Consider the following 26137-nt stretch of genomic DNA (forward strand, 5'->3'; position numbering starts at 1 on the left):
CGACCCCGCTGGATTGCGTTGTCTCACCCCAGCCGATCCCCGAACAAAAACTCCATCGCCCGATCCAGCCGGATATGCGGCAAGGGCAGGGGCTCCTTGTCGCGGCCGAGCGAAGCGATTGGCGGGCGGAATTTCAGGAAGCGGAAATCGGCGTCCTCCTCGGCCAGCGCCAGAGCGTCGCCGCGGAAGACACGGCGCGGATCGGCCGGCAATTCGCCGGGGAAGATCGCGCCCTCCGCCACGCCGTCGAACACGTCGTCGCCGATGCGCTCGCCCTCGATCGGCGTGCCGACGATGGCCGCGAGCTGCTCGCCGTCATGCTTGACGATGGCCTCGCGCGTCGCACGGACGGCGGCGAGCGCGATTACGTCTATGGTCGCGCCGACGCCCTCGGCCCGCTCGATCGCGCGCGAGGTGAGGTGGCGCAGTACGGCCTCGAGCCGATCATGGCTCGTGTGGTGGAGATGGTCGGCCTTGGTGGCCGCGAAGAGAATGCGGTCGATCTTCGGGCGGAAGATCGTCGAGAGCAGATTGGAGCGGCCGGTGCGAAAGGCGGTCAGCACATCGGCGAGCGCCGTCTCCAGATCGCGCACCGCGGCCGGGCCGGAGTTCAGCGCGGCGAGCGCGTCCACCAGCACGATCTGCCGGTCGAGCCGCGCGAAATGATCGCGGAAGAAGGGCCGCACCACATGGGTCTTATAGGCCTCATAGCGGCGCTCCATCATCGCCGCGAGGCTGCCGGAGGGGGGCGCGGAGCCTTCCTCCACTGGCAGCGGCGCGAAGGTCAGCGCCGGCGAGCCCTCGAGCTCGCCCGGCATCAGAAAGCGCCCCGGCGGCAAAGTGGAGAGGGCGAAGCGCTCCGTCTTGGCGGAACGCAGATAATTGGTGAATAGCGCCGCGAGCTTGCGCGCCACATCCTCGGAGGCGGGCTCCTTCGGATCGACGCCCGCCGTCGCGCCGCGCCAATCGGCGGCGATGGTCGCGCGCGCCGCCGCCGAGGCGGCTTCCAGCGTCTCGCGCGACCATTGCGCATAGGATTTTTCCAAGAGCGGCAGGTCGAGCAGCCATTCGCCGGGATAATCGACGATGTCTATGTCCAGCCGCGCCGGGCCGGGCCGGAAGCTCGACAGCAGCCCGGCGGATTTGCGCTCATATTCCAGCGTCACGCGCAGCTCGGAGATGCGGCGCGTCGATTGCGGCCAATGGCGATCGGCGCCGGTCAGCGCGGAGAGGTGCTCCTCATAGGAGAAGCGCGGCACGGCGTCGTCCGGCTGCGGATCGAGATGGGCGCTGCGCAGCCGATTCTCGGCGGCGACTCGGAAGACGGGCAGCTGATTCTTGCGGCCATGCGCGGCGTCGCGCGCGGCGACGGCGCGGGTCAGATGATGCACCAGCGAGGTGATGAACACCGTCTTGCCGGAGCGCGACAGGCCGGTGACGCCGAGCCGCAAGCGTCCGCCCGCCAGAAAATCCTTGAGGCTGGCGGCGGCGACGGTGGTGTCGAAGAGAAGATCGGAGATCTGCGACAAGGTGGCGGCTCGGGCGTGCGGGGTCGCCTCTCGTGTAACAAGCGGCCGGCGATTTGGGTAGGGCGCGCAATGTTCGCCAGCGCACAAACGCCGGGGAGAGCGGCGGCTAATCTCCACACATCGCAAATGACGCGAAACACAGAACGGAGCAAACCCCGATGAAGAAGCTTTTCCTGACCCTCGGCCTCATCGCCGGCTTCGTCTTCAGCGCCGCTGGCGCGCAGGCCTTCAATCCGCAGCCCGACCCGCCCGGCGTTCACGGCGGCGACGAGTGAGAGTAGCGGCGATATTTTTTCGAACAGTCACGAAATTTCGGAGCAAACCCCAATGAAGAAGCTTTTCCTGACCCTGGGCCTGATCGCGGGCTTCGTCTTCAGCGCCGCCGGCGCGCAGGCCTTCAACCCCCAGCCCGACCCGCCCGGCGTCCACGGCGGCGACGAGTGATACGGCCCACCCTCCCTCTCCCCGCGAGAGCGGGGAGTGGGCCGGGGTGAGGGGCTCGGGGCATTAGCCAGGGACGGAAAACGCCCCGAGCCCCTCATCCTCACCTTCTCCCCGCAAGCGGGGAGAAGGAAGGCGGCGACGCCGCGCGAGCCGATCGGCCGAAGATCGCGGGAGGCTGCGCTTCAGTCCGGCTCGTCGGCGATTCCGCCGCGCAGATCGCCCGGCGTCACGAATCGCTCGAGATGGCCGGCGCCTTCGCCGACCATCGCCCAATCCTCGGCGTCGAAATCCAGCACCGCCAGCGCCGCGGTCGGATATTTGGAGCGCATGCGGGTGAGCGCCTCGGGCTCGCCGTCGGAGGCGAGGGCGGAGGCCAGCTCGGCGAAGCCCGGATTATGCCCGATGGCGAGCAGAGTGGAGATTTCGGCCGGCGTCTGACGCACGGCGTCCAGCAGGCGATCCGGCGTCGCGAGATAGAATTCATCGTCCAGCCTGTGCTCGACCTCCTTGGGGAAGGCCTCGAGCGTCAGATCCAGCGTGCGCTTGGCGCGGCGCGCGTCGGAGGCGACGGCGAGATCCGGCGCCAGCCCGGCCTCGGCCAGATAGCGGCCGACGGAGCGGGCGTCCTCTTCGCCGCGCTTGGTCAGCGGGCGCTGGCGATCGCCCCCCGCGGAATGGGCGTCGGCTTTGGCGTGGCGCAGCAGGATGAGACGTCGCATCATTCTTTCGGCCCGATCGCTAGACGGCGGCCCGGAGCGGGAGCGCCCCGAGCGGCATTTTTTCGTAAAATCGCCACGTCGGCGCGCCGGAGCCCGTCCGGTCGGAAATCACTCTTTGCCGATCATAGCGAAAGTTTCGCGACGCGGCGCGCCCATATGCATGGCGCCGCCCGCCGGTCCCGCGAGCGAAATGCCGCGCCGATCCGCTCGCGCGCGAGGTTTTCGAAGCGGCTCGGTTGCGCTATAGCATTTTCCCCGATGGCGCCTCGCCGCCACCTCGCGCCCGCGTGGACGGAATCTCGCGCGCGCGGCCGATATCGACGATTGCGGCGCTCGCGCCGTGGGAACTGGGGGAAGGGAACGCATGATCCGCGAATTCCAATATCGTGGCGAAACTTTCAGGGTCAACGCGCATGGCGTCGCCGGTCACGAGGAGGTGTTCATCATGCACCTCGTCGACGGCGAGGAAGAGGGCGAGATCTCCATCGACCGCATGACCGAGGAGAACGACACCAGCGCGCCGATCGACGCCATCTGCGTGATGCTGTGCGACAAGCTCATCATCGAGAACAGCATCGCCGTCGCCGATCCGGACGGAGCCTTCGCCTGGGTCGAGATGAAGACGCTGCGCGACGTGCTGCCCACCCGCGACGACTGGGCCGCGCACTGAGACGGCGCCGGCCCGCCGCGAGCGTGGGCCGGCGGCGAGCATTCTTTGTCGAGAGGCCGCCCTCGTGCGGCTTCTCGACGAAAATCGGGTGCGCCAGGATTTTACGCATGAGCTTCGACCCCGCCGCGCCTGCGGCCGAACGGATCGATTTTTCGCATTTTTTAGCCGTCGACATTCGCATCGGCACGATCGTCGCCGCCCATGTCTTTCCCGAGGCGCGCAAGCCCGCCTACAAGCTCGAGATCGATTTTGGCCCGGGGCTCGGCGTGAAGCGCTCCAGCGCGCAGATCACGGCGCATTACGATGTTTCGACGCTGGTCGGGCGCCAGGTGGCGGCGGTGGTGAATTTCCCGCCGCGGCAGATCGGCAAATTCATGTCCGAGGTGCTGACGCTCGGCTTCCCCGACGAAAATGGCGATGTGGTTCTGGTCGCGCCAGAGCGGGCCGTGCCGAATGGAGCGCGGCTGTATTGAGGGAGCGGTCGCCGCCTTATTTGAAGACGTTGAGCCAGCCGAGCAGATCGACGAGAAACTCGAGCGTCGCCAGCCAATCGTCCCAGGCGAATATCCGCTCTCGAATCGTTCGTGGCTTTTCTTCCGACATCGCCGTCGCGAAACCGCCGTCGCGCCCCGCTCGAATTGAAATTTCGAGTCTGTATGCTATTGTCATACGCATGAAAGAGCAATCCACAGCAACCTCCGTCCTGAGCGTGCGGGTTTCGCCCGACGAGCGCGCGCTGCTGGAAGAGGCGGCGGCCCAGTCGCGCATGACGTTGAGCGAATTCATGCGTCGCAAAGCGGTGGAGGCGGCGGAGGCCGAGGTGCTCGAGCGTGGCGTCGTCACTATACCGGCGAAAGATTGGGAAGAGTTCGAGGCATGGCTCGACCGTCCCGCCGAGCCGATAGCCGCGCTTTCGGCGTTGGCGCGGCGAACGCCCTCTTGGAAAAAATGAAGATCGCGGCGCCGTCGCCGCCGCGGCCGCTCCGGGAAAGCGACGACCGCAGCCAGTTCGATTGCGGGCGAGCGTCCCTCAACGACTGGTTTCGCCGCCGCGCCTGGCTCAACCAGCTCAATGACGTGTCGCGCGTCAATGTGATGACGGCCGGCGACACGGGCCTCATTGTCGCCTATGTGGCGATGAGCGCGGCGCAGATCGAGCGCGCCTATCTGCCGAAGCCGCAGCAACGCAATCGCCCCGACCCTGTGCCCGTCCTATTGCTCGGACAGCTCGCGGTGGACAAGGCCTGTCAGGGAAGGGGATACGCCGCTGACCTTCTCTTCTTTGCTTTCGAGACGGCGTTGCGCGTTTCCGAGATCATCGGCGGCGCCGGCCTCCTCACGCATCCGCTCGACGATGATGCGCGGAGCTTTTACGCACGATGGGGGTTTTGCGAGCTGCCCTATGATCCGCGCCGCGCGATGATCATTCGCATGGCCGATCTGCGGCTGAGCTTCGCGGAGCGCTCTTGAGTCTGCGTCTGGCAGGAGGCGCTATTGGCGCACCTCAGAGTGTGTTCGAGCCGAGTGGCGCCGCCGCGCTTTGCCGGCGCGCCCGAGCGCCTCTATCGGCTGATGGGGATCAAGCTCCGCAGGCGATCGTTCCTCAAATAGAGAGCGCCCCAGAGCGCTATGCCGACATAGACGCCGAACAGCGTATGGCTGAAAAGCGGGCTTCCGATGCGCGCATGTGTCGCGACGGCGCCGCCGAGATATGCGGTGAGCAAAATGGCCCCGAGAATGGATGTGCTCGGAATCACGTACAACGCCGTGCTTATCAGCAAAACGAGCCCGAGCGAGACGACGGTCGTCGTGGGCCAGCCGAGCTGAACAGTCGTTTCCAATACGATGGGAAGCTGCGCGAGCTTCATGGCCACGTCCATGGTCATAAACAGACCGACGAGCGCGGTGAGGCCATAGCCTGTCCATCGCATCCAGCTTCGAGTCGCGGCCGTGTCTGATGGTGTCATATGCGCTTTCCTAGGTTCGAGACCCGCGGCGTGGTCGGTTGCGAGAGCCGCTATTCGGAGAGTGACTGTTTTGCTCCCTTGAGCACAGCGTAAATGGCCATGGCATGGCCGTGACCGAGTCCGAAATCCTCCTTGAGCCACTTGACGATCTCACCGGCCTTGACGCCTTTCTCGAGCGTTCCCTGTCGAGTGAAGCCCTTCTCGTCAGCGAGCTTCCTGAAGTCGTCGGCGTCCTTGCCCGTCTTCGCTTTGATGTTGTCGAGATAGGCTTGGAACGTCATGGGCGATCTCTCGGAGTCATATGTATTGAATATAGTGAGCTATATCTAAAATGTCGGCGAGTGGCAAGCGCCCCTATGCATCCACACTTCGGAGCCGATCTGCGGAGGCGACGAAGATTCGCGTTCTCGAGGCCGCGAAGGGACTTTTCACGAATCAGGGCATAGATGGCGTGACGATCGTCCGGATCGCCGAAACAGCGGGCGTCGCCGCAGCGACCGTTTATGCTCTGTTCAAATCCAAGGAGGGCATTCTGCGCGCCCTCATGCGGGCTTCGCTTTTCGGGCAGAGATTTCAGGACGCGCTCGCCAAGCTCGAGGGAGTGACCGATCCCGTCAGAGCGATTGCGCTCACGGCGCATGTGGCGCGCGCCATTTACGAGAGCGAGAGCGCCGAGCTCGGCCTCATTCGTGGCGCTTCGGCCTTCTCACCCGCGCTTCGCAACATGGAGCAGGAATTCGAGACGACCCGGTTCGAGATGCAGGAACAGCGCATCGGTCACCTCTTTGCGAAAGCGAAGCAGCGGGAAGGACTCGGATTGGACGAGGCGCGGCGCATTCTTTGGATGTACACTAGCCGCGACGTCTATCGAATGCTCGTGCAAGAGAGCGGCTGGACGCCGGATCGTTATCAGCAATGGCTGTCCGAAACGCTTGTGCGCGCCCTGGTGAATGACGCGGCGGGGCAAGAATGGGCGTCCGCGCAGGATTGAATCGCGAGGCAGCCTCTCTCGGCGCATCTCAGATCGAGGTCGGCGCCCAAGTCCGCGGATCGATCGTTTGTCTCACGTCTGCCCCGGCCGCAGCCGATAGAAGATGTGATTGCCGATCTTGTCCATCTTCTTCAGCTGCTTGGCCCAGCGCGGTTTCACGTAATTGGCGTGGTAATGCGTCGAGCGGCCCACGTCCGAAATATAGGTGTGGCCGTTCATCACCTCATCGGCGACGCGCTGGGCGGTCGCCCAGGAGTCGGGCTCGGTGACGCGCAGCTTGCGGCCTTCGCAGGCGAAGGAGAATTGGCAGGCCTTGTAATGGCTGCGGTTCTGATAGACGACGCCGCAGACGCTGGTCGGATAGAGTCCCGAGGACACGCGGTTCAGCACCACTTGCGCCACCGCCGCCTGGCCCGCCTCCGGCTCGCTGCGCGATTCGAAATAGACCGCCTCGGCGAGGCAGCGCTTCTCGCGCGCCAGCTTGTCCGGGTCGATCAGCGAGGCGTAATCGGGCGGCATCTTCGCGTCTTGCAGAGCGCGCGACGGCGAGAAGGAGGCGACGGCGATCGGCACTGCGTCGGGCTGCGCCGGCGTCGAGGAGGCGAGCGCCGCGGCGCGCGCGACCTGCGGCGTCGCGCCATGGGCGGCGCGCTCGCGCATCGCCTCGGAGATGCGCTGCGTCGTCGCCGAGCCGCGCTGCGAGGGCGAGGCCTGGCCATTGCCGCGCTGCGTCGTCGGCGCGCCGCTGGAATCGGCGGGAAGGTCGGCGGCTTCCGGCTCGGCGAGGGAGATGGTTGTCGTCTCGCTGTCCGCGCCGAGCGAAATCTCCACCGTCTCGCTGTCATTGCGCCGCGTGTCGAAGGAGGGGCGCATGGCGATGACGGGATCGCCCTTCTTCGTGCGGTCCACCTCGGGGAAAGCCTCGGCATGGGGTTTCAGCGCAGCATGCGGCTCGCGCTCGTCCGGCTGCGCGTGAATATCCTCCTGCGAGCCGACGGAAAGCCGCGCCGTCTGCATGCGCGCGAGATGCGGCGCGACATTCCAGCCTTGCGAAGGGTCCTGGCCGGCGGCCGCGGTGAAGGACACCAACAGGCCAGCGCCCAGCCACCAGGGCGCGATGACGCCTATGGCCCAGCTCACTCCCGACCGACGACTCATACGCTGACGCCCCGTCTCGACCCGCGGAAGCGTGGCCGAAACGCCACACGCAAACGCAGAAAAGCTTACGGGGAAAACTTATCGCTCATTAGGCTTGCGGGTCGGTTAAGGCGGCGCTCCTCGCATGTCCCGCTTTGGATCATTCGCCGAGGAGATGCGCCACCAGCTCGCGCGTCTGCGCGCCATGGCGATGCTCGAAGAGATAGATCGCCTGCCAAGTTCCCAGCACGAGCGCGCCGCGCGACAATGGAATGGAGAGCTGCGTCTGCGTCAGCGCCGTTCGTATATGCGCGGGCATGTCGTCCGGGCCTTCCGTATCATGCTCATAGAGGCGCGCGCCCTCGGGCGCGAGGCCCGAGAAGGCCCGCTCGAGATCGCGCAGCACGGCCGGATCGGCGTTCTCCTGAATGGTGAGCGAGGCCGATGTGTGCCGGCAGAACAGGGTGAGCAGGCCGGTCGTCAGCCCCTCGCCGCGCGCCCATGCGGAGACGACGCGGGTGACGTCGTAAAAGCCCTTGCCGCGGGTCTCGACATGGAAGTGATGGAGCGATTGGCGCATTGGCGGAATGTGCGGAGGAAGCGCGGAGAAGTCCAGCGCTCCTCATGCGCTCACGCCGTGCTCACCGCCTCCTTGCCCAGCGCCGCCTGCGCCGCGGCGAGGCGGGCGATCGGGACGCGATAGGGCGAGCAGGACACGTAATCGAGGCCGACGCTCTCGAAGAAGGCGATGGAGGCAGGATCGCCGCCATGCTCGCCGCAAATGCCGAGCTTGATAGCGGGACGTTGCGCGCGGGCGCGCGTCGCGGCGAGGCGCACCAGCTCGCCGACTCCCTGCTGGTCTATGGTCACGAAAGGATCGGCCGGCAATATTCCCTTTTGCGCATAGGCGCCGAGAAAAGAGCCGGCGTCGTCGCGCGAGACGCCGAGCGCCGTTTGGGTGAGATCATTGGTGCCGAAGGAGAAGAACTCCGCCGTCTCGGCGATCTCGGCGGCGCGCAGGCAGGCGCGCGGCAGCTCGATCATCGTGCCGATGTGATATTTGGGCGAGAGGCCGGTTTCGTCCTCCACCGCTTTGGCCATCGCCCTTATGCGCTCGGCGACGAAATCGAGCTCCGCCCTCGAGAAGACCAGAGGCACCATGATCTCGACCACTGCCGGAACGCCGGTCTGCGCGGCGGAGGCGATCGCCGCCTCGAAGATCGCGCGCGCCTGCATCTCGGCGATCTCGGGAAAGGCGACGGCGAGGCGCACGCCGCGAAAGCCGAGCATCGGGTTGAACTCGGAGAGCTCCTTGGCGCGCTGGCGCAGCTTGGCCGGGTCCGCGCCCATGGCCTGCGCCACCTCGGCGATCTCGGATTCCGTATGCGGCAGGAACTCGTGCAGCGGCGGGTCCAGCAGGCGGATCGTCACCGGCAGGCCGGCCATGATCTCGAACAGCTCCTGAAAATCGCCGCGCTGGATCGGCAGCAGCTTGGCGAGCGCGGCGCGGCGGCCCTCGACATCATCGGCGAGGATCATTTCCCGCACGGCGACGATGCGATCGTCCTCGAAGAACATGTGCTCGGTGCGGGCCAAGCCGACGCCCTCGGCGCCGAAGCGCCGCGCTGCGCGCGCATCCGCCGGCGTCTCGGCGTTGGCGCGCACGCGCATGCGGCGGGCCTTGTCCGCCCATTCCATGAGCACGGCGAATTCGCCGGTGAGCTCCGGCTGGCGCATCTTCACCGCGCCGGCGATCACGCGGCCGGCCGAGCCGTCTATGGTGACGAGATCGCCCTTGGCGAAGCGCCGCCCGGCGACTGAAAAGCTCTGGTCCTCATAGCTCACGCGGATGGCGCCGACGCCGGAGACGCAGGGCTTGCCCATCCCGCGCGCCACCACGGCCGCGTGCGAGGTCATGCCGCCGCGCGTCGTCAATATGCCCTCGGCGGCGTGCATTCCGCCGATATCCTCCGGGCTGGTCTCGACGCGCACGAGAATGATCTTGCGGCCCTGCGCGGCGAGCGCCTCCGCTTCCGCGGCGTCGAAGACGATCTCGCCGACGGCGGCGCCGGGCGAGGCGGGCAGACCGCTGGCCAAAATCGTCGGCTTCACGTCCGGGTCGATGGTCGGATGCAGCAATTGATCGAGCGACAGAGGATCGATGCGTAATATCGCCTCGTCGCGCGTGATGAGCCCCTCATTGGCCATATCCACGGCGATCTTCAGCGAGGCCGGCGCGGTGCGCTTGCCTGTGCGCGTCTGCAGCATCCAGAGCTTCCCGCGCTCGACGGTGAACTCCATGTCCTGCATGTCGCGATAATGCTTCTCGAGCAGGGCCGAGACGTGGCGGAACTCCTCGAACACATCCGGCAGCGCCGTCTCCATGGAGGGGCGGCTGGAGCCGCCGGCGCGGCGCGCCGCCTCGGTGATCGATTGCGGCGTGCGAATGCCGGCGACGACATCCTCGCCCTGGGCGTTGATGAGGAACTCGCCATAGAGCTCGCGCACGCCGGTCGAGGGGTTGCGGGTAAAAGCGACGCCGGTCGCGGAATTATCGTCCATATTGCCGAAGACCATGGCCTGCACATTGACGGCCGTGCCCCAATCCTCGGGAATATTGTGCAGCTGGCGGTAGATGACGGCGCGATGATTCATCCAGGAGGAGAAAACGGCGCTGATCGCGCCCCATAATTGCTCGCGCGGCTCCTGTGGAAAGGGGCGGGCGGTCGCTTTCTCGACAATCGTCTTGAATGTGTCGACGATAAAACGCCAATCATCGGCCGAGAGATCCGTGTCGAGCGAGAGGCTCTTCTTCTCCTTATAATGCTCGAGCGCGTCCTCGAACTCGTGATGCTCGAGGCCGAGCACCACTGTCGCGTACATTTCGATGAAGCGACGGTAGGAATCATAGGCGAAACGCTCATTGCCGGCGATCGCCGCCAGAGCCCCGACGGTCTTGTCGTTGAGGCCGAGGTTCAGCACCGTATCCATCATGCCGGGCATGGAGGCGCGGGCGCCGGAGCGCACCGAGACCAGCAGCGGCCATTTCGACTCGCCGAAACTATGGCCGGCGAGCTTGCCGAGACGCTCCAGCGCCGCGTCGATCTGCGCGTCGAGCTCGGCCGGGTAGGTCTTGCCATTCGCATAGAAATGCGAGCAGACCTCGGTGGTTATGGTGAAGCCAGGGGGGACCGGCAGGCCGAGCCCGGCCATTTCGGCGAGGTTGGCTCCCTTGCCGCCGAGCAGGTTCTTCATCGCGGCCGCGCCTTCGGCCGCGCCGCCGCCGAAATTATAGACCCATTTGGTCATAGCATCATTTTCCGGGCGCCACGCTGCGGCGCAACATACAAGAACCGGACCGCCGAGAGCTTCCCCCGAAGGTTTCGCATATTCGAGCTCACGCTCGCAACCGGCGGCGCCGGGATTGTCCGGCGAATGACCGGTCCTTGTCACAAAATAGGTCGGCCGAGACGAATATTCCGTGAACAGCGGCCTCGCCGGCGCAGAAAAGGGACGCGCGTCCCGATGCATGGCGAGCGGCGCGCTTTTCTGGTCTAATGCAATTCCGCGAGGAAAGCTTCGGGGACCACGCCATGATCGACGACCAGGATGAGCGTCCGCGCGCCGGAGTGGGAAGCGGCAAGACCGTCTCGCATGAGATCGGCCAGCCCCTGGACGCGCTCTCGGTCGCCGAATTCGACGCGCGCATCGCGCTGCTGCGCGCCGAGATCGAGCGGCTGGAGCAGGCGCGCGCCGCCAAGGCGGCCTCGCTCGCCGCCGCCGACGCGTTTTTCAAGAAATAGATCGGCGATTTGCTTTGCCGGGCCGCGCGCCTATAGGTTGGCGCCTGTTTTCGCTCCCGCCGGCAGGGCGATTCGTCCGCCGGCGCTCAAGGACTCGTCCATGCGCGTTCTCGGCATTGAAACCACCTGCGACGAGACGGCGGTCGCCGTCGTGGCGTCGCGCATCGGCGGCGATGGCGGCGACATTCTCTCCAATGAGGTGATGAGCCAGATCGCCCAGCATGCGGCCTATGGCGGCGTCGTGCCGGAGATCGCCGCCCGAGCGCATATCGATGTGCTGGAGCGGCTGATCGTCCGCGCGCTGGATACGGCGGGAACCGACATCGCCGGCGTCGACGCCATAGCGGCCTCGGCCGGGCCGGGCCTCATCGGCGGCATTCTCGTCGGCCTCACGGCGGCCAAGGCGCTGGCGCTCGCCGCCGACAAGCCCTTCATCGCCGTCAATCACCTCGAGGCGCATGCGCTCACCGGCCGCCTGACCGAGCGGCTGGACTTCCCCTATCTCGCTCTGCTGGTTTCCGGCGGCCATACGCAGCTCGTCGCCGTAATGGGCGTCGGCGATTACAAGCGGCTCGGCTCGACGGTCGATGACGCGGCCGGCGAGGCCTTCGACAAGGTCGCCAAAATGCTCGGCCTTCCCTATCCCGGCGGCCCGCATATCGAGCGTCTGGCGGAGGAGGGCGATCCGGCCCGCTTCGATTTTCCGCGGCCCATGTTCGGCCGCGAGGGGGCGGATTTCTCGCTCTCCGGCCTCAAGACCGCGGTGCGCCAGGAGATCGCCCGGATCGGAACGCCGACCGAGCGCGACGTCGCCGATCTCGCCGCCTCCTTCCAGGCGGCGATCGTGGATGTTCTGGTCGATCGCGTGCGCTCCGGCCTGCGCATCTTCACGCAGAATGGCGGCCAGCCCAATGGCCTCGTCATCGGCGGCGGCGTCGGCGCCAATGGCGCGATCCGCCGCGCGCTCACCCGCCTCTGCGCCGAGACCGGCTTGCGCTTCGTCTCGCCGCCGCCGGGGCTGTGCTCGGACAATGGCGCCGTGGTGGCCTGGGCCGGGCTCGAGCGCTTTGCGCGCGGCATGACCGATGATCTGACCTTCGCCGCCCGCCCGCGCTGGCCGCTCGACGCCAACGCCGGCGTGCTGCACCACGGCAAAGCCTGAGCGGGCGATGCTTTCGGCGGGGCGGAGATGAAGCGGCTCTTGCTGGCCGCGGCGGCGACCTTCTCGGTTCCGCCGCAGCCCGGCGGCCTGCTGTCGCAGGAGCCGCTCGCCGTCGGCGTTCGCGTCTTCTATGGACCGCGCCCCGGCTTCGAGGATCTCGATCTGCGCCTCATCGGCGGCGCCAAAAAATCCATCGATATGGCCGCCTATGTCCTCACCGATCGCGCGGTGATCTCGGCGCTGGGCGCCGCCGCCATGCGCGGCGTGCGCGTGCGCATCTATCTCGATGGCGAGGAGCGCGGCGGCCTCAGCCCGGCCATAGAGGCCATAGCGGCGGCGCGCAACATGCAGATCAAGCGCAAGGGCCGTTCGCGCGATCTGATGCATTTGAAGTCTTATCAGGTAGATGGCCGGGCGCTGCGCAGCGGCTCGGCCAATTTTTCGGTCTCGGGCGCCGAATTCCAGGACAATGACCTCATATTGATCGAGAGCCCGGCCGCGGTCGAGCAATTCGAGGAGACCTTCGAGCGGCTATGGGCGCGTTCGGACAATCAAAAGATCGGGATGCGATGACGAGCGAGGAGAAGATCGCCGTGCTGGGCGCCGGCGCCTGGGGAACGGCGCTCGCCAATGTGGCCGCGACCGGGCGCGACAGAGTCGCGCTCTGGGGCCATGATCCCGCCCATATCGCCGCTCTTTCGCGTGACCGCGAGAACCGCGCCTATTTGCCCGGCCTGCCGCTGGCGGCGGGCGTCGCGCCTTCCGCCGATTTCGAGGCCGTGGCGGGGGCCGGCGTCGTGCTCTCCGTCGTTCCGGCGCAGGCGATGCGCGAAGTGGCGCGGCGCTTTCGCGACATTCTCGCGCCTGGAACGGCTTTCGTCATCTGCTCCAAGGGCATAGAGCGCGGCACGCGGCGCTTCATGAGCGAGGTGGCGGCGCAGGAGTTGCCGCAGGCGAATATCGCCATTCTCTCCGGCCCGAGCTTCGCCGCCGATGTCTGCCGCGGCCTGCCGACGGCGGTGACGCTCGCCGCGCGCGACGAGGCGCTGGCCAAGCGCCTCTGCGAGACATTGTCGACGCGCGCCTTCCGCCTCTATCGCTCCACCGATGTGCTGGGCGTCGAAATCGGCGGCGCGGCGAAGAATGTGCTCGCCATCGCCAGCGGCATGGCGGCAGGCAGGGCGCTCGGCGCCAGCGCCGGCGCCGCGCTGATCGCGCGCGGCTTCGCCGAGCTGACGCGCCTCGGCCGCGCCTATGGCGTCAATCAGGAAACTTTGATGGGCCTCTCCGGCCTCGGCGATCTCGTGCTCACCTGCGGCTCGGCGCAATCGCGCAATTTCGCCCTGGGCGCGGCGCTGGGACGCGGCGAGGCGCCGCTGGAGGCCGCCCATGGCAAGCTCGCCGAGGGCGCCTTCACCGCCTCGGCGTTGGTCGCCATGGCGAGGGAGCGCGGCGTCGAAATGCCGATCGCCGAGGCTGTGGATGCGATATTGTCGGGCGCGATCGGCGTCGATCAGGCGATAGAGGCGCTGCTGATGCGGCCGTTGAGAGCGGAGGCTTGAGCTTTCGTTGACGGCTCGATGCAATCTTCTCGCCGATGCGAAATGAGCCGAAAGTCGCGCCCCCTCCCCAACCCTCCCCCGCTTCGCAGGAGAGGGAGCAGATTCCGCGGGTCATAGACGTTGCGCGTAACGTCGCCGCCCCCCTCTCCCGCAAAGCGGGGGAGGGTGAGGGAGGGGGCCTCGGCCGCTATCGCTCGATCCTCATCGCCCTCACCTTCATCGGCGCCGCCCTTCGCCTCTACGCCGCGCAGGGCGATCTCTGGCTCGATGAAATTTGGACGCTGCACCTGCTCGAGCGGGCGCATTCCTTCGGCGATGTCTTCATCGGCCTGCATCACGACAATAATCACGTCGCCAATTCCGCCTGGCTCTATCTCATAGGCCCGAACGCGCCGGTTCCGCTGATGCGATTGGCGGCAGTCGTGCTCGGAACTTTGGCCATTCCCGCCGCCGTTGCCGCCAGCCGCCGCTATTGCGACGCGGCCGGCCTCATCGCCGCTTTCGTCTTCGCGACCTCCTATTTCTTCGTCCATTACGGCTCGGAGGCGCGCGGCTATGCCGGCATGACGCTCGCCGTGCTGCTGGCCTATGGTCTCGTGGACGCCATTCTGGTCGAGGGCGCCTCTTGCCGACGCCTGCTGGCGCTGGCGGCGGCGATCGGCTTCGGGACCTTCTGCCATCTCACCATGATCGAGGCGAGCGGCGCGCTGGCGCTGACGGCGTTGCTGCGCTTTCGCAGCAGCACTCTCGGCCGGGCGGTCGCCATAGGGGCTGTCGCAGGGCTCGCCAGCCTTCCGGCTCTGTTCTGCTTCGCCTATGGCGCGCTGGCGCCGGATTTTCAGGTCGGGGCCATGGTTCCGCTGAGCCAGGCGATCTTCGCCGAGGGCGTCGCGGGAATGGCGCGGGCGACCTTGGGCTTTCCGCGCGGAGGCAATGATTTCGTCCTTCTCGGCGCCGCGGGTCTGCTCGCCGTCGGCCTGCTGGCGGTTCTGCCGGCGGAGCGGCGGGTCTTCCCGGCCATCGCCGTCTTCGGCCTGCCGCTGCTGCATATGGCCGCCGGCCTGCCGAGCCAGCAATATCCGCGCTTTCATTCGACCGCGGCGATCGGCCTCGCGCTGCTCGCGGCCGAAGGCTGCGCCGCCCTTTGGCGCGCCGGCGCGTGGCGGCGCGTGGCGGCGGCGGTCCTGCTTCTCGCCTTCGCACTCGGCGGCGCCGCGCAGCTCGCCGATTTCTACCGCGACGGCCGCGGTCATTACGCCGATGCGGTGACGATCATGGCCGAGCGCAAGGAGGCGCCCTTTGCCGTCGATTTCGCGCGCGGCGAGACCAGAGCCGTCGTCGCCTATCACGCCCGCAAGCTGGGCGTCGTCGCGACGATGGTCTCGCCGGCCGAATGGTGCGCGACGCCGCCGGCCTTTCTGCTGGTGGTCGATCTGCCCGATTCACAGGCGGAACATGCCGAGCGGCGCTCCGCCGGCCCGCAGGAGTGTCGCGCGGACTTCTTGCGGCGGGGATATTTCCCGGCCTCGGGCCTCTCGGGTTTCGCCTGGACGCTCTATGAGCGTGAGGAGATCACAAAGTCGGCGCGATGACGCGCACGCGCTTCTTGACGCCGTCGGCGCCGACGATCTCGCGCGTCGTCTCATGCGCGTCGACCGGGCGCTTCTCCGGCTGCGTCGCCTCCGTGGCGGGGAGATTGGGCGAGACCGCGCCCCGCGCCGTGCGCGCGATGACCGGCCGCGACATTTCTTCCGCCTTTTCCGCCGAGACGACGAGATCGCCCTTGTTGCGCTCGGCCAGCAGGCGCTCCGCCTCGGCGAGCGTCTCCGCCCAGCTGCGGCCGGGCGGCCGGCAGGAGCAGGTCGGATCATAGCTCTTGGTGAATTTCAGCGCATTGGGATGGTCGCCATAGGCCTCGCCATCCATCGACACTGCGGTCTCTATGTCGCGCGAGGGCGAGCGCGTGTAGAGCGTCACTTCCACATTGGGGCATTGCGCCCGGCACAATTCCTGGAGATCGGCGAGATTGGCGCGCCGCGCCGAATAGCTGATGGGGAAGAAGCCGCCGTCGCAGGCGCGCACGCAGACCGCCAGCGAGCCGCCGCGCGCGACAGGGCCGCCATTATCGTCCTCGCCGCGATCCTGCTGCCCGTCGAGAGGCAGCTCGCGGACAGGCGTCGGCTCCTCTTCCTGCGACCCGAACAGCTCCTCGAAAATATTGCGCTGACGGGAGGCGACGCGCACCGGCTGCTGCGGCTGCCGGCATTGCTGATCGAAGCGCGCCTGCAGCGCCTGCCGCGGGCCGTCGCCGGAATTCTGCTGGAGCGCGGCGAGATTGGAGCGCATCTGCGCAATGCGGCCGTTGATCGCGCCGCATTGCGGCGGCGGCGCATTGCCGAAGAAGAGAAACTGCTGCCGGTCGCAGCCGATGGAACGCCCATAGGCGACCGTGCGGTCGATCTCCTTCTGCTGGGTGGTGGCGGCGGCGCGATAGCGGGCCGAGGCGCTATTATTGCCGGCGGCGGCGATCTGCGCGCGCAAATTGTCGCAATAGGCCGATTGCGCCATCGCCTGCGCAGAGAGCAGGGCGGCGGCGGCGGCGAGAACGAGCGCGCCCGCGAGGCGCCGCAACGGCCCCTTCTGGGAAAGCGTCTTCCGAATGATATGTTTCGCCGACATTGGTCCTATATTTCGCGATTCGAAAGGCGAGGCGCCGCGGGCCGGCGAATCCGAAACCGTCGAGCTCGAGACCATATCGGCCATATCATCCGTCCGATCAATCGGCGCGCGATTGTCGCGAGCTTCTTGTCGCGAACAAGGCGCATCACGACATTTGTCGAGGGAATTTCCTGGCGCTCTGGAGGAACGCAGTTATGAAGCCGTCCAAATTCGTCCTGTCCGCTCTCATCGCCTCGGGGCTCGTCGCCGCTCTCGGCGCAGCGCCCGCCCGGGCCGACGGGCCGGATCTGATCTTTCGCAAGTCCACCGACTTCAAGCTGCTGACGCCCAACGATAAATTGGCGACCTATGTGCTCGACGATCCCGATATAGACGGGGTGGCCTGCTATTACACCGTGCATGAGAAGGGCGGCGTCGCGGGAATGTTCGGCGTCGCGGAGCAGACCTCCGATGTGTCGCTGTCCTGCCGTCAATATGGGCCGGTGAAATTCAAGGAGAAATTCGGTCAGGGCGACGAAGTGTTCAGCGAGCGCCGCTCGGCGCTGTGGAAGCGCCTGCATATCGTCCGCGGCTGCGACGCCAAGCACAATGCGCTGGTTTATATGGCCTATTCGGACCGGCTGATCGAAGGCTCGCCGGAGAACTCCACCTCGGGCGTGCCGATCCAGCCCTGGGGCGCCGGCGATGTCGCGCAATGCGGCGAGTTCTTGAAAAAATGACGCGGCGGCGGGCCTGCGCCCGCCCACGCTCAATCGCTGCAGGAGACGACGGCGGCTTCCGCCGTCAAGGGCTTGCGCGCCGAGGCCGGGCCGATCGCCGAGGTCACATCGTCGGCGCGGCCGAAGGCCACCGCGGGGCCGTGGCCATGCGACTCGCACCAGCTGTCGGCGACGATCTTCCCGCAATCTTTCTTCTGCGTGATGCATTCGACGACGCCATAGCCTTCGTGGCCGGAAATCAAATAGACGTTCTTCGGCGCCTCGACGGCGCGGGCTCCGCCCTGGGCCGCCGCGAGCAGCAATCCGCCCAGCAGCGGAATGGCGAGACGCGGGAGAACGAGACGCTGAAATTCGGTGGAGAACATCGGGGGCACGCCTCGCGCGGGGACGCTCATTCGCCTCACCGCGCCGGCTCCTGGTTTATGCGATCGCAGTTAAGGCGCGGTTAAGTCCGCGCCGATTTGGGTAAGAGACGTCGAGGGCGCGACCATTCACGCCCGCGTCGCCGTTCAGCGAATGTCGTATTCCGCGTCCACCTCGACGCCCAGCGCGGTGACGAGGCGGTTGGTCTCCGAGGCCATGCCGACGATGGCGAGCAGCTCGTTGAACTCCGCCTCGGTCATGCCCTTGGCGCGCGCGCTCGCCGTATGGGAGTGGATGCAATAGCTGCAGCCATGCGCGATGGAGACGGCGATATAGATCATCTCCTTCACCTTGGGGTCCAGGACGCCCGGTCCCATCACCGCCTTTATGCTCTCCCATGTGCGTTTCAGCGTCGCCGGATCATGCGCGAGGGCGCGCCAGAAATTATTGACGAAATCGCTTTTGCGCGTCGCGCGAATATCGTCGAAGACGGCGCGGGCTTCGTCCGAGAGCTCGTCGTCGCCGAGCAGCGTCACAGTGGCCATTTTTTCCTCGCTTCGTCGCACATTCGCATTCGGCCTATCATAGCGGCGGCGCGCGCGGCGCGCATGTTTCGAGATGGGGTGGAAAAATGTCGAATGCATCGGCTCGGAGCGCGTCGGCTGCGCTCGTCGTCGCGCTTGTGGGGGTGGCGTCGCCGGCGGCGGCGCAGCAGGGGCGCATTTGGAGCTTCTCTCTCGACGAGGCGAAGCCGCCGATGGCATTTCTCAACTATGGCGTTCCCGAAACGGATGATTCCCTCGGCGGCTTTCATTGCGACGCCCATAGCGGCGCGACGACGCTGTTCATCTCCGAAACCGACGGCAAGCAGAAGGCCGGCAAGGCCGCGACGGCGATTTTGGCGGTCGGCGACGCGCAGACGAAGGTCGCGGGAAAGCTCGTGCCGAATGAGGAGGCGGGCGTTCCGAGCTTCGAAGGGCGGGTCGCCGCTGATGATCCGATCTTCGCCGCCATGGCGCGCGGGGAGACGCTCATCGTGACGATCGGCGGCTCGAAACAATCCGCGCCGCTGAAAGGCGCAGCGGAGAAGATCGGCAAATTCGTCGAGGCCTGCAAGAAAAAGTGAGCGCCGCGACCTTCGTCGCGCTCGCTCGCCGTGGTTTTCAAGGGGCGCACTGGAAAGGAGCCCGCTGTCTCGACAGGGCCGATAAAATCGTTATAATCTATCGGCTTTGTATATTGTAGGCTCCGACATGCGCTTCACAGGTTTTCTCGCTTTCGCCGCGACGCTCGGCGGCGCGCTGCTTCCCTTCGCTGCCCATGGGCAGGCGCAACGCGTCGAGATCGACGCCGACGCCATCGGCGGCGTGGTGACGAGCCGATTCGGGCCGGAGGCGGGCGTCTGGGTCATCGCCGAGACGACCGAGCTCGGCACGCGCTACGCCAAGATCGTCGTGACCGACGATCTTGGCCGCTATGTCATTCCCGATCTGCCCAAGGCGCATTATCGCGTGTGGACGCGCGGCTATGGGCTGGTGGATTCCAAGAAGATCGCCGCCGAGCCGGGCAAGCTCGTCGATCATGAGGCTTCCGTCGCGCCGAGCCTCGAGGCGGCGGCGCAATATTACCCGCCGATCTACTGGCTCTCGCTGCTGCGCGTGCCGGACAAGGCCAAATTCCCCGGCACGGGGCCGTCCGGCAATGGCGTGCCGGAGAATTTCAAATCGCAGGAGCAATGGCTCGATCTCGTCAAGACCAATGGCTGCGGGCCGTGCCACCAGCTCGGCAATTATGCGACGCGCACCATATCGCCGGCGCTCGGCCATTTCGAGACGTCGCAGGAGGCCTGGGCGCGGCGCCTGCGCTCCGGTCAGGCGGGGTCGGCGATGGTCAACACGATTTCCCGTCTCGATACGACCGACGGCGGTCAGCTGGCGCTGTTCGCCGATTGGACCGATCGCATAAAGGCCGGCGAGCTGCCGCATGAGACGCCGCCGCGCCCCTCCGGCGTCGAGCGCAATATCGTCGTCACCGTGCGCGAATGGGCCTCGCCCAAACATTATCTGCATGATCTCGCCATCACCGACAAGCGCAAGCCGACCGTCAACGCCAAGGGCCTCATCTATGGCGCGACGGAGCTCGGCAGCGACGACATTCCGGTGATCGATCCGCAGACGAACAAGAAATGGCTCATCGACGCCAAGGTGCGCGACGCCGATACGCCGTCTTCTCTGCTCGGCAATCCGGTGGTCGATCCTTCGCCCTATTTGGGAAGCGAGGCGATCTGGAACAGCAAGTTCAACGCGCATACGCCGACATTGGACGAGACGGGAAAAATCTATTTCGCCGCGCAGGCGCGCGCGCCGAAGAATGCGCCCGCCTTCTGCGACAAGAATTCGTCGCTGCGCTCGGCGCAGCTCTATCCGCTCTCGGCGCGGCCCGAAGGTTTCTCGGGCGGTCAGCGTCAGGTGACGATCTATGATCCGGCGACGAAGCAATTCTCCTTCATCGACACCTGCTTTTCCTCGCATCATCTGAATTTCGCCGAGGATGCGAATAATACGCTGTGGCTCAACACGCTCGGCTCTCCCGATCTCGCCGTCGTCGGCTGGGTGGATACGAAGAAATTCCTCGCGACCGGCGACGCCGCTTCGTCGCAGGGCTGGACGCCGCTCGTCGTCGACACCAATGGAAACAGCAAGCGCGACGAGGGCTATAACCAGCCGGGCAAGCCGGTCGATCCGGCCAAGGACACGCGCGTTCCGCTCAATTACTACAGCATTTCCTGGAGCCCGCTCGACGGCTCGGTGTGGGGGTCGAGCCTCGCCTTTCCCGGCTATGCGGTGCGTCTCGCGCCCGGCGCCAATCCGCCGGAGACGGCGCTGGCGGAGGTCTATAAGGTTCCCGCGCCCGGCTACGGAATTCGCGGCGCCGATGTGGATCGCCACGGCGTTTTCTGGGCGGCGCTCGGCAGCGGCCATATAGCGAGCTTCGACCGCCGCAAATGCAAGGGGCCGCTCAACGGGCCGGGCGCCGAGAAGGGCGAGAAATGCCCGGAGGGCTGGAGCTTCTACCCGCTGCCGGGGCCGGGTTTCGCCGGCGCGGCGGGCGCCGCCGAGACGCCCTATTATCTGTGGGTCGATCAGCACGATATTCTCGGCCTCGGCGCCGATACGCCGATCGCCACAGGCAATCAGTCGGATTCGCTGCATGCGCTGGTCGGCGGCCGGATCTTCGAGCTGCGCGTGCCTTATCCGCTCGGCTTCTACGCCAAGGGAGTCGACGGCCGCATCGACGATGCGAAAGCCGGCTGGAAGGGCAGGGGCCTCTGGGTCACTTCCGGCAATCGCACGCCCTATCACATAGAGGCGATCGACGCCCCGGCGCCCGGCGCGCCGGGCGCGACGCCCGCCGCCTATTCGAGCCCGCTGGTGGTGAATTTCCAGCTGCGGCCCGATCCGCTCGCGCATTGAGCGCGCTATCCGCTCCTTCTCACGTCAAAGGTCGATCCCATGAGCGAAGCCGTCGATAGCCTACCCGTCGCCTCCAAAATTCGTCTGCCGAAACAAGGCTGGTTCGTCGGGCTCGGCGTCCTGCTGCTGCTCGTCGGCTTTGCGCCGACCTTCTATCTGAAGCCGGTCTTCGGCGCCGGCAAGCCGCTGACGCTGCTCGTGCTCGCGCATGGCGTGACGACGACGGCCTGGCTCGCCGTGTTCATCTATCAATATGTCGCCGCGAGCAGAGGAGCGCTGAAGAATCATCGCACGGTCGGCGTGATCGGCGCGGTCCTCTTCGGCCTCGTCATCGCATTGTCGATCGTCACGGCGGTGGGACGCGTCGCCGCGGCGAATCCGCAGGTCGCGGGAACGGCGCCATTGATCGGCCTCGCCTATCCTTTCTGGGTGATCGCCGAGGTCGCCTTCTTCGGCGTCGGGGCTTTCGTCACCGTCCGGCGTCCCGAGTGGCACCGGCATTTTCAGCTGGCGAGCTTCTTCACCTTCATCGCGCCGGCGACGGCGCGCGCGCTGCGCTTCGTCATTCCGGGCGGCCCGGCGGTGACTTATGGATCGCTGCTGATCTCGCTTCTGCTCTATGTCGGCGCGAGCCGTCTCGACGACGGCGCCGGAAAATTGTCGCGCGCGGCGCTGGTCGCCATCGGCGTTCAGCTCGCGGCGGCGGCGCTCCTCTTCGCCAGCCTCTCCGGCGCGGATCCTTGGCTGTGGTTCGCTTCCGCCATCACGGGCTATTCTTTGTAATCAGAATATTCCTTCGATGCGGCGCAGCGCCGGCGTGGCGAAATCCACGAAGGCGCGCACCGCGGGCCGCAGGAATTTCTGCGAAGGATAGACGAGAAAGAATTCGCTCGGCTCGATCTCGTGATCGGGCAATGCTTGGATCAATGCGCCGCTGCGCAGCTCTTCGGCGACGAGCAGGAGCTGTGTGGTGGCGACGCCGCGGCCGGCGCGCAGCGCCTCGATGAGAACCTGCGCGCTATTGGTCGTGAGCTTCGGCCGAACCGCTATGTCTTCCGTATTGTCGCCCTTGCGAAGACGCAGCGCGCCATTGCGCAGCGACGCATCGGTGACGAGAAGATCGTGCGCGGCGAGATCGGCGGGCGTGCGTAGAGGCGCTGCGCGCGCGAGATAGGCGGGCGCGGCGACGAGGATGCGCCGGCTGAAGCCGATGCGCTTTTGAATCAGCGATTGTTCTCTCGGTCGGCCCATGCGCAGCGCGAGGTCGATATTCTCGAAAATGAGATCGACCGGACGATTTTCGAGCGACAGAGCCACGGCGACGGAAGGATGCGCGTCCTGAAACGCCATCGCGATGCGAAACAAATGTCTTTCGCCGATGCAGCTCGGGCCATGCAGGCGCAATTCTCCAGCGATCGCCGCGCCGTCGTCGCGAAGACTTTCGAGCGCGGCGTCTATTGCCGCGAGCGGGCCGCCAGCGGCCTCATAGAGCGCGAGGCCTCTCGCCGTGGGACGCAGCGCGCGCGGGCCGCGCTCCAGCAGGCGCGCGCCGGCATGCGCTTCGAGATTGCGTAGCATTTTGCTGACAGCAGGTTGCGACACGCCGAGGTCGGCGGCCGCGGCGGTCATCGAGCCGCGCTCGACGATGCGGATGAAAGCGCGAAGGGCGGCGGCGAGGTCCATGCATAACTTTTAGTTATAATAACTCGATCTGCCCATTCGATAGACGCATGAGCGACGATCGGCAACTCTCGCGAAGCTTTCGAGGGAGGAGAGGATGACGATCGACAGACGGGCGTTTCTGGCCGCCGCTGGAGCCGTCGCGACGCAGGGATTCGTGGGGGCGTGGGCCGAGGAGGCGCGGCTTTTGCCGCTGGGGGCGGAGAGCCATTCGCTCACGCTCGACGGCGCGCGGCTGCATTTCGTCACAATGGGCGCGGGACCCACGGTCGTGCTGTTGCATGGCTGGCCGCAGACATGGTTCGCCTGGCGCGCGACGATGGAGCGTCTGGCGCCTCGCTTCACCGTCGTCGCGCCGGATCTTCGTGGCCTCGGCCTGTCCGAGCCTGCGCAGTCCTATGACAAGCGCGCGGTCGCCGGGGACATCGCTACGCTGATCGATCGCGTGGCGGGCGGGAGGGCGCATGTGATCGGCCATGACATGGGCGGCAAGGCGGCCTTCATGCTCGCGCTGCTCCATGCGGAGAAAGTGGAGCGTCTCGTCCTCGTCGACTGCCTCGTTCCGGGAACCGAGAATATGGACGCGCGGCGCGGCGGCGCTTGGCACTACGGCTTTCACATGGCGCGCGACATTCCCGAGCTGCTGACGCGCGGACGCGAGAGGGATTATATCGCCGCGCAAATTCGCGCCTGGTCGCATCGCAAGGACGCGGTCGGCGCGGCGGCGATCGACGAATTCGCGCGCCATTATGCGAGGCCGGGCGGCATGACCGCGGGCTTCGACTATTATCGCGCGCTGCCCGAGGATGCGCGTCTGGCAGAGAGCCTTTCGGATCGCAGGCTCGACATGCCGGTTCTCGCGATCGCCGGACGACATGGAGTCGGGCCGCGACTCGCCGAAGCGCTGGCGCCGCGGACGCGAGCGCTCGCCTCTGTCATCGTCGAGGAGAGCGGCCATTTCGTTCCCGACGAGGCGCCGGAGACATTTTTTCGCGAAGTCGAGCAGTTTCTCGCGTGATGCGCGAGATGGCCGAGACGCCGCCCCACTACCGCGCCCGTCGCACCACCAGCACGGCGTTGATGCCGCCGAAGGCGAAGGAATTGGACATGGCGGCGCGCATCGGCACGCGGCGCGCCTCGTGCGGCACGGGGTCCACCGGGCATTTGGGGTCCGGCGCCTTGAAATGGATCGTCGGCGGAGCGAGCTGCTCGCGCAGGGCGTTGATCGTGATGGCGAGCTCGAGCGCGCCGGAGGAGCCCAGCGCATGGCCGTGGATCGGCTTGGTCGAGGAGACCGGCAGACGCGCGCCACACTCGCCGAAGACGCGCAGGATCGCTTCCGACTCGGTGATGTCATTGGCGTAGGTGCCGGTGCCATGGGCGTTGAGATAATCGATATCGTCGGGCGTGAGGCCGGCGCTCTCCAGCGCTTGCCGCATGGCGGAGGAGGGGCCTTCGACATTGGGCCGCAGAGGATCGAAAGCGTCGCTCGTCGTGCCATAGCCTGCGAGCTCGCAGAGCGGCGCATGGCCGCGGGAATGCGCGAGCTCCTCCGTCTCCAGCACGAAGATCGCCGCGCCCTCGCCGAGCACTATGCCGTTGCGGCCGGCCGAGAAGGGCCGGCAGAAATCCGGCGTCAGCACGCGCAGCGCCTCCCAGGAGCGTAGCGAGCCATTGATGACGGCCGCCTCCGCCCCGCCGACGATGGCGCGATCGGCCGCGCCGGAGCGGATCATCTCCAGCCCGACGCCGATCGCCTGGCTCGCCGAGGAGCAGGCGCTGGCGATGGCGAAAGTCGGCCCGTTGCAGGAAAAGCGCATGCCCAGCATGGTGGGCGCGGCGCTGGGGATGAGGCGCGGCACGGTCAGCGGATCGGCGCGCTCACGCGTGTTGTATTCCTTATGCGCCTCGTCATCGATGGTCTTGGAGCCGCCTATGCCGGAGCCGATGACGACCGCCGTGCGCGGCCCGGCGATATCCTTGCGCGCGAAGCCCGCCTGCGCCATGGCCTCGTCGGCGGCGACGATGGCGTATTGGGTGAAAGGGTCGCAATAGGGGAGAATCTCGGGCTCGAGATGGGCCAGCGGATCGAAGTTCTGCGGCTGCGCGGCGATTTTGATGCGGCCGCCATAGGGGCGCTCGAGCTTCAGCGGGCGGACCTGACATTGGCCGTCGCGCGCCGCCTCCCAAAGTGGCTGCGCCCCGACGCCGGCGGCCGAAACCGCGCCCATGCCGGAGATCACCACACGTCTCTCGTTCGATTTCACCGCTGTCGCCAAAATAGAAATTCGCTCCGTTGCCGCCGTCTCCAGTCCGACGGGACCAGACGTTAATCCTTTTTGCCGTCACGGTCGCCTCACGCGCAAGCAGAGGTCCCCGCTTTTCCCCGAAAAGGCGCGTGGCGCGGCGCCGCAGCGGTCTCTACTCGGCTGAATCATAAGTGGTTCTACTGATGCGTGCGGATCTGCGCAGCCGCGGCCGCTGGTTTTTGCGGCGTCTTGACCTTCCGCGCCGGGCTGCCTATTGGCTCATCAGCCAGTCGGCTGGATGGCCGCTGTCCTTCGGGATAGAGGAAAGTCCGGGCTCCACGGAGACACGGCGCCGGATAATGTCCGGCGGGGGCGACCCCAGGGAAAGCGCCACAGAAAGCAAACCGCCGCGACCTTCGGGCTCGCGGTAAGGGTGAAAGGGTGCGGTAAGAGCGCACCGCTCGGGCGGCGACGTTCGAGGCATGGCAAGCCCCGCCGGGAGCAAGACCGAATAGGGGCGACTGGAGATAGCGATATTTCCTGGCCCGTCTCCGGGTCGTCGCCCGGGTTGGTTGCTAGAGGCGGCGCGCAAGCGTCGTCCCAGAGGAATGGCCATCGCGCGTGGAAGGGGCGACCCGACCGCGCCATACAGAACCCGGCTTATAGGCCGACTGGCGATTTTATCGAGCGAGGGGAGGAGCGGGCAGGGAGCAGGTCGTCTATTCCCGGCTCGCCAGCCCCCGCCTTGCCTAACGCGAAATGCGCGGCCCGCGCCCGCGTCAACGCTCTCTTAACCCTGACGACGGCTAATAATCGCAAGCGCCGCGCCGCCCGCGCCGCTCCAGTCGTCCGTGGTCTTTCATGATATGCGTTGTTGTTCAGAGCGATGACACGTTTCTCCGGGAGAAGTCGCGCCCGCGCCTTTCGCGCGTCGGCGCTTTCGCGTCTGCGCGCGGGCTCGGCGGACGGCCGCGTCGACGCCAAATATCC

At 66.5% G+C, this 26137-nt stretch carries 28 protein-coding genes and 1 other RNA gene; 16 read left to right on the plus strand and 13 right to left on the minus strand.

The window, feature by feature from the left end:
- Positions 1–23: 23 nt before the first annotated feature.
- Both K369_RS08525 and K369_RS08530 read right to left on the minus strand, forming a co-directional pair.
- Complete coding sequence (locus K369_RS08525) at positions 24–1529, minus strand: YcjX family protein (protein ID WP_036289863.1); 1506 nt, start codon at positions 1527–1529, stop codon at positions 24–26.
- Positions 1530–2155: 626 nt separating this feature from the next.
- The gene (locus K369_RS08530; protein ID WP_348983888.1) at positions 2156–2695 is read right to left on the minus strand and encodes a histidine phosphatase family protein; all 540 of its coding nucleotides are present in this window, start codon (positions 2693–2695) and stop codon (positions 2156–2158) included.
- Positions 2696–3056: 361 nt separating this feature from the next.
- On the opposite strand from K369_RS08530, the gene K369_RS08540 reads away from it, so the two are divergent.
- Together K369_RS08540 and K369_RS08545 are read left to right on the plus strand one after the other, a co-directional pair.
- Entirely contained in the window at positions 3057–3362 is a 306-nt protein-coding gene (locus tag K369_RS08540) for a hypothetical protein (RefSeq protein WP_036289867.1), read from the plus strand.
- 107 nt (positions 3363–3469) lie between these two features.
- Complete coding sequence (locus K369_RS08545) at positions 3470–3835, plus strand: tRNA-binding protein (protein ID WP_036289869.1); 366 nt, start codon at positions 3470–3472, stop codon at positions 3833–3835.
- A 16-nt stretch (positions 3836–3851) separates the two neighbouring features.
- Here K369_RS08545 and K369_RS27120 read toward each other — a convergent pair whose 3' ends face one another.
- A complete protein-coding gene (locus K369_RS27120) occupies positions 3852–4148 on the minus strand; it encodes a hypothetical protein (RefSeq protein ID WP_198033094.1) in 297 nt (98 codons plus the stop codon).
- Between K369_RS27120 and K369_RS08550 the strand changes: the two genes are divergently transcribed.
- Both K369_RS08550 and K369_RS08555 read left to right on the plus strand, forming a co-directional pair.
- The gene (locus K369_RS08550; protein WP_036289871.1) at positions 4036–4314 is read left to right on the plus strand and encodes a DUF1778 domain-containing protein; all 279 of its coding nucleotides are present in this window, start codon (positions 4036–4038) and stop codon (positions 4312–4314) included. The genes K369_RS27120 and K369_RS08550 overlap by 113 nt on opposite strands.
- Positions 4311–4832, plus strand: coding sequence for a GNAT family N-acetyltransferase (locus tag K369_RS08555; RefSeq protein WP_036289873.1), 522 nt, complete (start codon positions 4311–4313; stop codon positions 4830–4832). The genes K369_RS08550 and K369_RS08555 overlap by 4 nt, the downstream gene beginning before the upstream one ends.
- 92 nt (positions 4833–4924) lie before the next feature.
- On the opposite strand, the gene K369_RS08560 is transcribed toward K369_RS08555, so the two are convergent.
- Together K369_RS08560 and K369_RS08565 are read right to left on the minus strand one after the other, a co-directional pair.
- Entirely contained in the window at positions 4925–5329 is a 405-nt protein-coding gene (locus tag K369_RS08560) for a DoxX family protein (RefSeq protein ID WP_036289875.1), read from the minus strand.
- Positions 5330–5379: 50 nt separating this feature from the next.
- Positions 5380–5610: a DUF4287 domain-containing protein gene (locus tag K369_RS08565; protein ID WP_036289876.1), complete on the minus strand. Its 231-nt coding sequence runs from the start codon at positions 5608–5610 to the stop codon at positions 5380–5382.
- A 50-nt stretch (positions 5611–5660) separates the two neighbouring features.
- Between K369_RS08565 and K369_RS08570 the strand changes: the two genes are divergently transcribed.
- Positions 5661–6320, plus strand: coding sequence for a TetR/AcrR family transcriptional regulator (locus tag K369_RS08570; RefSeq protein WP_036289877.1), 660 nt, complete (start codon positions 5661–5663; stop codon positions 6318–6320).
- A 72-nt stretch (positions 6321–6392) separates the two neighbouring features.
- Here K369_RS08570 and K369_RS08575 read toward each other — a convergent pair whose 3' ends face one another.
- The 3 genes from K369_RS08575 to ppdK form a co-directional block, all read right to left on the minus strand.
- Positions 6393–7478, minus strand: coding sequence for a cell wall hydrolase (locus K369_RS08575; RefSeq protein WP_051949155.1), 1086 nt, complete (start codon positions 7476–7478; stop codon positions 6393–6395).
- Positions 7479–7617: 139 nt separating this feature from the next.
- On the minus strand, positions 7618–8037 hold the full coding sequence (locus tag K369_RS08580) for a secondary thiamine-phosphate synthase enzyme YjbQ (RefSeq protein WP_036289878.1): 420 nt from the start codon (positions 8035–8037) through the stop codon (positions 7618–7620).
- 50 nt (positions 8038–8087) lie between these two features.
- On the minus strand, positions 8088–10766 hold the full coding sequence (gene ppdK / locus K369_RS08585) for a pyruvate, phosphate dikinase (RefSeq protein ID WP_036289880.1): 2679 nt from the start codon (positions 10764–10766) through the stop codon (positions 8088–8090).
- 284 nt (positions 10767–11050) lie between these two features.
- Here ppdK and K369_RS08590 point away from each other — a divergent pair, with 284 nt between their 5' ends.
- The 5 genes from K369_RS08590 (at position 11051) to K369_RS08610 (ending at position 15576) form a co-directional block, all read left to right on the plus strand.
- Positions 11051–11260 carry a DUF1192 domain-containing protein gene (locus K369_RS08590; RefSeq protein WP_036290437.1) on the plus strand — a complete coding sequence of 70 codons (210 nt, stop codon included), beginning with the start codon at positions 11051–11053 and terminating at the stop codon, positions 11258–11260.
- 100 nt (positions 11261–11360) lie between these two features.
- On the plus strand, positions 11361–12422 hold the full coding sequence (tsaD, locus tag K369_RS08595) for a tRNA (adenosine(37)-N6)-threonylcarbamoyltransferase complex transferase subunit TsaD (RefSeq protein WP_036290440.1): 1062 nt from the start codon (positions 11361–11363) through the stop codon (positions 12420–12422).
- 27 nt (positions 12423–12449) lie between these two features.
- Positions 12450–12995 carry a phospholipase D-like domain-containing protein gene (locus tag K369_RS08600; RefSeq protein ID WP_036289881.1) on the plus strand — a complete coding sequence of 182 codons (546 nt, stop codon included), beginning with the start codon at positions 12450–12452 and terminating at the stop codon, positions 12993–12995.
- Positions 12992–13984: an NAD(P)H-dependent glycerol-3-phosphate dehydrogenase gene (locus K369_RS08605; RefSeq protein ID WP_036289883.1), complete on the plus strand. Its 993-nt coding sequence runs from the start codon at positions 12992–12994 to the stop codon at positions 13982–13984. Before K369_RS08600 ends, K369_RS08605 begins: the two co-directional genes overlap by 4 nt.
- A gap of 35 nt (positions 13985–14019) precedes the next feature.
- The gene (locus tag K369_RS08610; RefSeq protein ID WP_036289885.1) at positions 14020–15576 is read left to right on the plus strand and encodes a hypothetical protein; all 1557 of its coding nucleotides are present in this window, start codon (positions 14020–14022) and stop codon (positions 15574–15576) included.
- Here K369_RS08610 and K369_RS08615 read toward each other — a convergent pair.
- Positions 15557–16615, minus strand: a complete 1059-nt coding sequence (locus tag K369_RS08615; RefSeq protein WP_245278140.1) for a DUF2865 domain-containing protein — start codon at positions 16613–16615, stop codon at positions 15557–15559. The genes K369_RS08610 and K369_RS08615 overlap by 20 nt on opposite strands.
- Before the next feature lie 242 nt (positions 16616–16857).
- Between K369_RS08615 and K369_RS08620 the strand changes: the two genes are divergently transcribed.
- On the plus strand, positions 16858–17382 hold the full coding sequence (locus K369_RS08620; RefSeq protein ID WP_036289889.1) for a CreA family protein: 525 nt from the start codon (positions 16858–16860) through the stop codon (positions 17380–17382).
- Positions 17383–17411: 29 nt separating this feature from the next.
- Here K369_RS08620 and K369_RS08625 read toward each other — a convergent pair whose 3' ends face one another.
- Entirely contained in the window at positions 17412–17747 is a 336-nt protein-coding gene (locus K369_RS08625; RefSeq protein WP_051949156.1) for a hypothetical protein, read from the minus strand.
- Positions 17748–17891: 144 nt separating this feature from the next.
- Entirely contained in the window at positions 17892–18290 is a 399-nt protein-coding gene (locus tag K369_RS08630) for a carboxymuconolactone decarboxylase family protein (protein ID WP_018264995.1), read from the minus strand.
- 86 nt (positions 18291–18376) lie between these two features.
- On the opposite strand from K369_RS08630, the gene K369_RS08635 reads away from it, so the two are divergent.
- The 3 genes from K369_RS08635 (at position 18377) to K369_RS08645 (ending at position 22001) form a co-directional block, all read left to right on the plus strand.
- Positions 18377–18871, plus strand: coding sequence for a hypothetical protein (locus tag K369_RS08635; RefSeq protein ID WP_245278141.1), 495 nt, complete (start codon positions 18377–18379; stop codon positions 18869–18871).
- Positions 18872–18998: 127 nt separating this feature from the next.
- Positions 18999–21218, plus strand: coding sequence for a carboxypeptidase-like regulatory domain-containing protein (locus K369_RS08640; RefSeq protein ID WP_036290446.1), 2220 nt, complete (start codon positions 18999–19001; stop codon positions 21216–21218).
- A 39-nt stretch (positions 21219–21257) separates the two neighbouring features.
- On the plus strand, positions 21258–22001 hold the full coding sequence (locus tag K369_RS08645; protein WP_036289893.1) for a hypothetical protein: 744 nt from the start codon (positions 21258–21260) through the stop codon (positions 21999–22001).
- Here K369_RS08645 and K369_RS08650 read toward each other — a convergent pair whose 3' ends face one another.
- A complete protein-coding gene (locus K369_RS08650; protein WP_036289895.1) occupies positions 22002–22901 on the minus strand; it encodes a LysR family transcriptional regulator in 900 nt (299 codons plus the stop codon). It abuts the gene before it with no gap.
- Between the two features lie 94 nt (positions 22902–22995).
- Here K369_RS08650 and K369_RS08655 point away from each other — a divergent pair, with 94 nt between their 5' ends.
- The gene (locus K369_RS08655) at positions 22996–23916 is read left to right on the plus strand and encodes an alpha/beta fold hydrolase (RefSeq protein ID WP_036289897.1); all 921 of its coding nucleotides are present in this window, start codon (positions 22996–22998) and stop codon (positions 23914–23916) included.
- Positions 23917–23944: 28 nt separating this feature from the next.
- Here K369_RS08655 and K369_RS08660 read toward each other — a convergent pair whose 3' ends face one another.
- Positions 23945–25180 carry a beta-ketoacyl-[acyl-carrier-protein] synthase family protein gene (locus tag K369_RS08660; RefSeq protein WP_036289899.1) on the minus strand — a complete coding sequence of 412 codons (1236 nt, stop codon included), beginning with the start codon at positions 25178–25180 and terminating at the stop codon, positions 23945–23947.
- A gap of 253 nt (positions 25181–25433) precedes the next feature.
- Between K369_RS08660 and rnpB the strand changes: the two genes are divergently transcribed.
- Positions 25434–25826, plus strand: an RNA gene (rnpB, locus tag K369_RS24610) — RNase P RNA component class A.
- Positions 25827–26137 lie beyond the last annotated feature (311 nt).

The organism is Methylosinus sp. PW1, assembly GCF_000745215.1.
In the GTDB taxonomy this organism is placed as follows: domain Bacteria; phylum Pseudomonadota; class Alphaproteobacteria; order Rhizobiales; family Beijerinckiaceae; genus Methylosinus.

Excerpts from the sequence above, each read along its gene's own strand:
- K369_RS08565 (WP_036289876.1), bottom strand. The coding sequence starts at position 5,610 with ATGACGTTCCAAGCCTATCTCGACAACATCAAAGCGAAGACGGGCAAG.
- K369_RS08610 (WP_036289885.1), top strand. The coding sequence starts at position 14,020 with ATGCGAAATGAGCCGAAAGTCGCGCCCCCTCCCCAACCCTCCCCCGCT.
- K369_RS08555 (WP_036289873.1), top strand. The coding sequence starts at position 4,311 with ATGAAGATCGCGGCGCCGTCGCCGCCGCGGCCGCTCCGGGAAAGCGAC.
- K369_RS08645 (WP_036289893.1), top strand. The coding sequence starts at position 21,258 with ATGAGCGAAGCCGTCGATAGCCTACCCGTCGCCTCCAAAATTCGTCTG.
- K369_RS08620 (WP_036289889.1), top strand. The coding sequence starts at position 16,858 with ATGAAGCCGTCCAAATTCGTCCTGTCCGCTCTCATCGCCTCGGGGCTC.
- K369_RS08635 (WP_245278141.1), top strand. The coding sequence starts at position 18,377 with ATGTCGAATGCATCGGCTCGGAGCGCGTCGGCTGCGCTCGTCGTCGCG.
- K369_RS08600 (WP_036289881.1), top strand. The coding sequence starts at position 12,450 with ATGAAGCGGCTCTTGCTGGCCGCGGCGGCGACCTTCTCGGTTCCGCCG.
- tsaD (WP_036290440.1), top strand. The coding sequence starts at position 11,361 with ATGCGCGTTCTCGGCATTGAAACCACCTGCGACGAGACGGCGGTCGCC.
- K369_RS27120 (WP_198033094.1), bottom strand. The coding sequence starts at position 4,148 with ATGAATTCGCTCAACGTCATGCGCGACTGGGCCGCCGCCTCTTCCAGC.
- K369_RS08650 (WP_036289895.1), bottom strand. The coding sequence starts at position 22,901 with ATGGACCTCGCCGCCGCCCTTCGCGCTTTCATCCGCATCGTCGAGCGC.
- K369_RS08605 (WP_036289883.1), top strand. The coding sequence starts at position 12,992 with ATGACGAGCGAGGAGAAGATCGCCGTGCTGGGCGCCGGCGCCTGGGGA.
- K369_RS08545 (WP_036289869.1), top strand. The coding sequence starts at position 3,470 with ATGAGCTTCGACCCCGCCGCGCCTGCGGCCGAACGGATCGATTTTTCG.
- K369_RS08580 (WP_036289878.1), bottom strand. The coding sequence starts at position 8,037 with ATGCGCCAATCGCTCCATCACTTCCATGTCGAGACCCGCGGCAAGGGC.
- K369_RS08590 (WP_036290437.1), top strand. The coding sequence starts at position 11,051 with ATGATCGACGACCAGGATGAGCGTCCGCGCGCCGGAGTGGGAAGCGGC.
- K369_RS08625 (WP_051949156.1), bottom strand. The coding sequence starts at position 17,747 with ATGTTCTCCACCGAATTTCAGCGTCTCGTTCTCCCGCGTCTCGCCATT.
- K369_RS08560 (WP_036289875.1), bottom strand. The coding sequence starts at position 5,329 with ATGACACCATCAGACACGGCCGCGACTCGAAGCTGGATGCGATGGACA.
- K369_RS08630 (WP_018264995.1), bottom strand. The coding sequence starts at position 18,290 with ATGGCCACTGTGACGCTGCTCGGCGACGACGAGCTCTCGGACGAAGCC.
- K369_RS08530 (WP_348983888.1), bottom strand. The coding sequence starts at position 2,695 with ATGATGCGACGTCTCATCCTGCTGCGCCACGCCAAAGCCGACGCCCAT.
- K369_RS08655 (WP_036289897.1), top strand. The coding sequence starts at position 22,996 with ATGACGATCGACAGACGGGCGTTTCTGGCCGCCGCTGGAGCCGTCGCG.
- K369_RS08550 (WP_036289871.1), top strand. The coding sequence starts at position 4,036 with ATGAAAGAGCAATCCACAGCAACCTCCGTCCTGAGCGTGCGGGTTTCG.
- K369_RS08640 (WP_036290446.1), top strand. The coding sequence starts at position 18,999 with ATGCGCTTCACAGGTTTTCTCGCTTTCGCCGCGACGCTCGGCGGCGCG.
- K369_RS08570 (WP_036289877.1), top strand. The coding sequence starts at position 5,661 with ATGTCGGCGAGTGGCAAGCGCCCCTATGCATCCACACTTCGGAGCCGA.
- ppdK (WP_036289880.1), bottom strand. The coding sequence starts at position 10,766 with ATGACCAAATGGGTCTATAATTTCGGCGGCGGCGCGGCCGAAGGCGCG.
- K369_RS08540 (WP_036289867.1), top strand. The coding sequence starts at position 3,057 with ATGATCCGCGAATTCCAATATCGTGGCGAAACTTTCAGGGTCAACGCG.
- K369_RS08575 (WP_051949155.1), bottom strand. The coding sequence starts at position 7,478 with ATGAGTCGTCGGTCGGGAGTGAGCTGGGCCATAGGCGTCATCGCGCCC.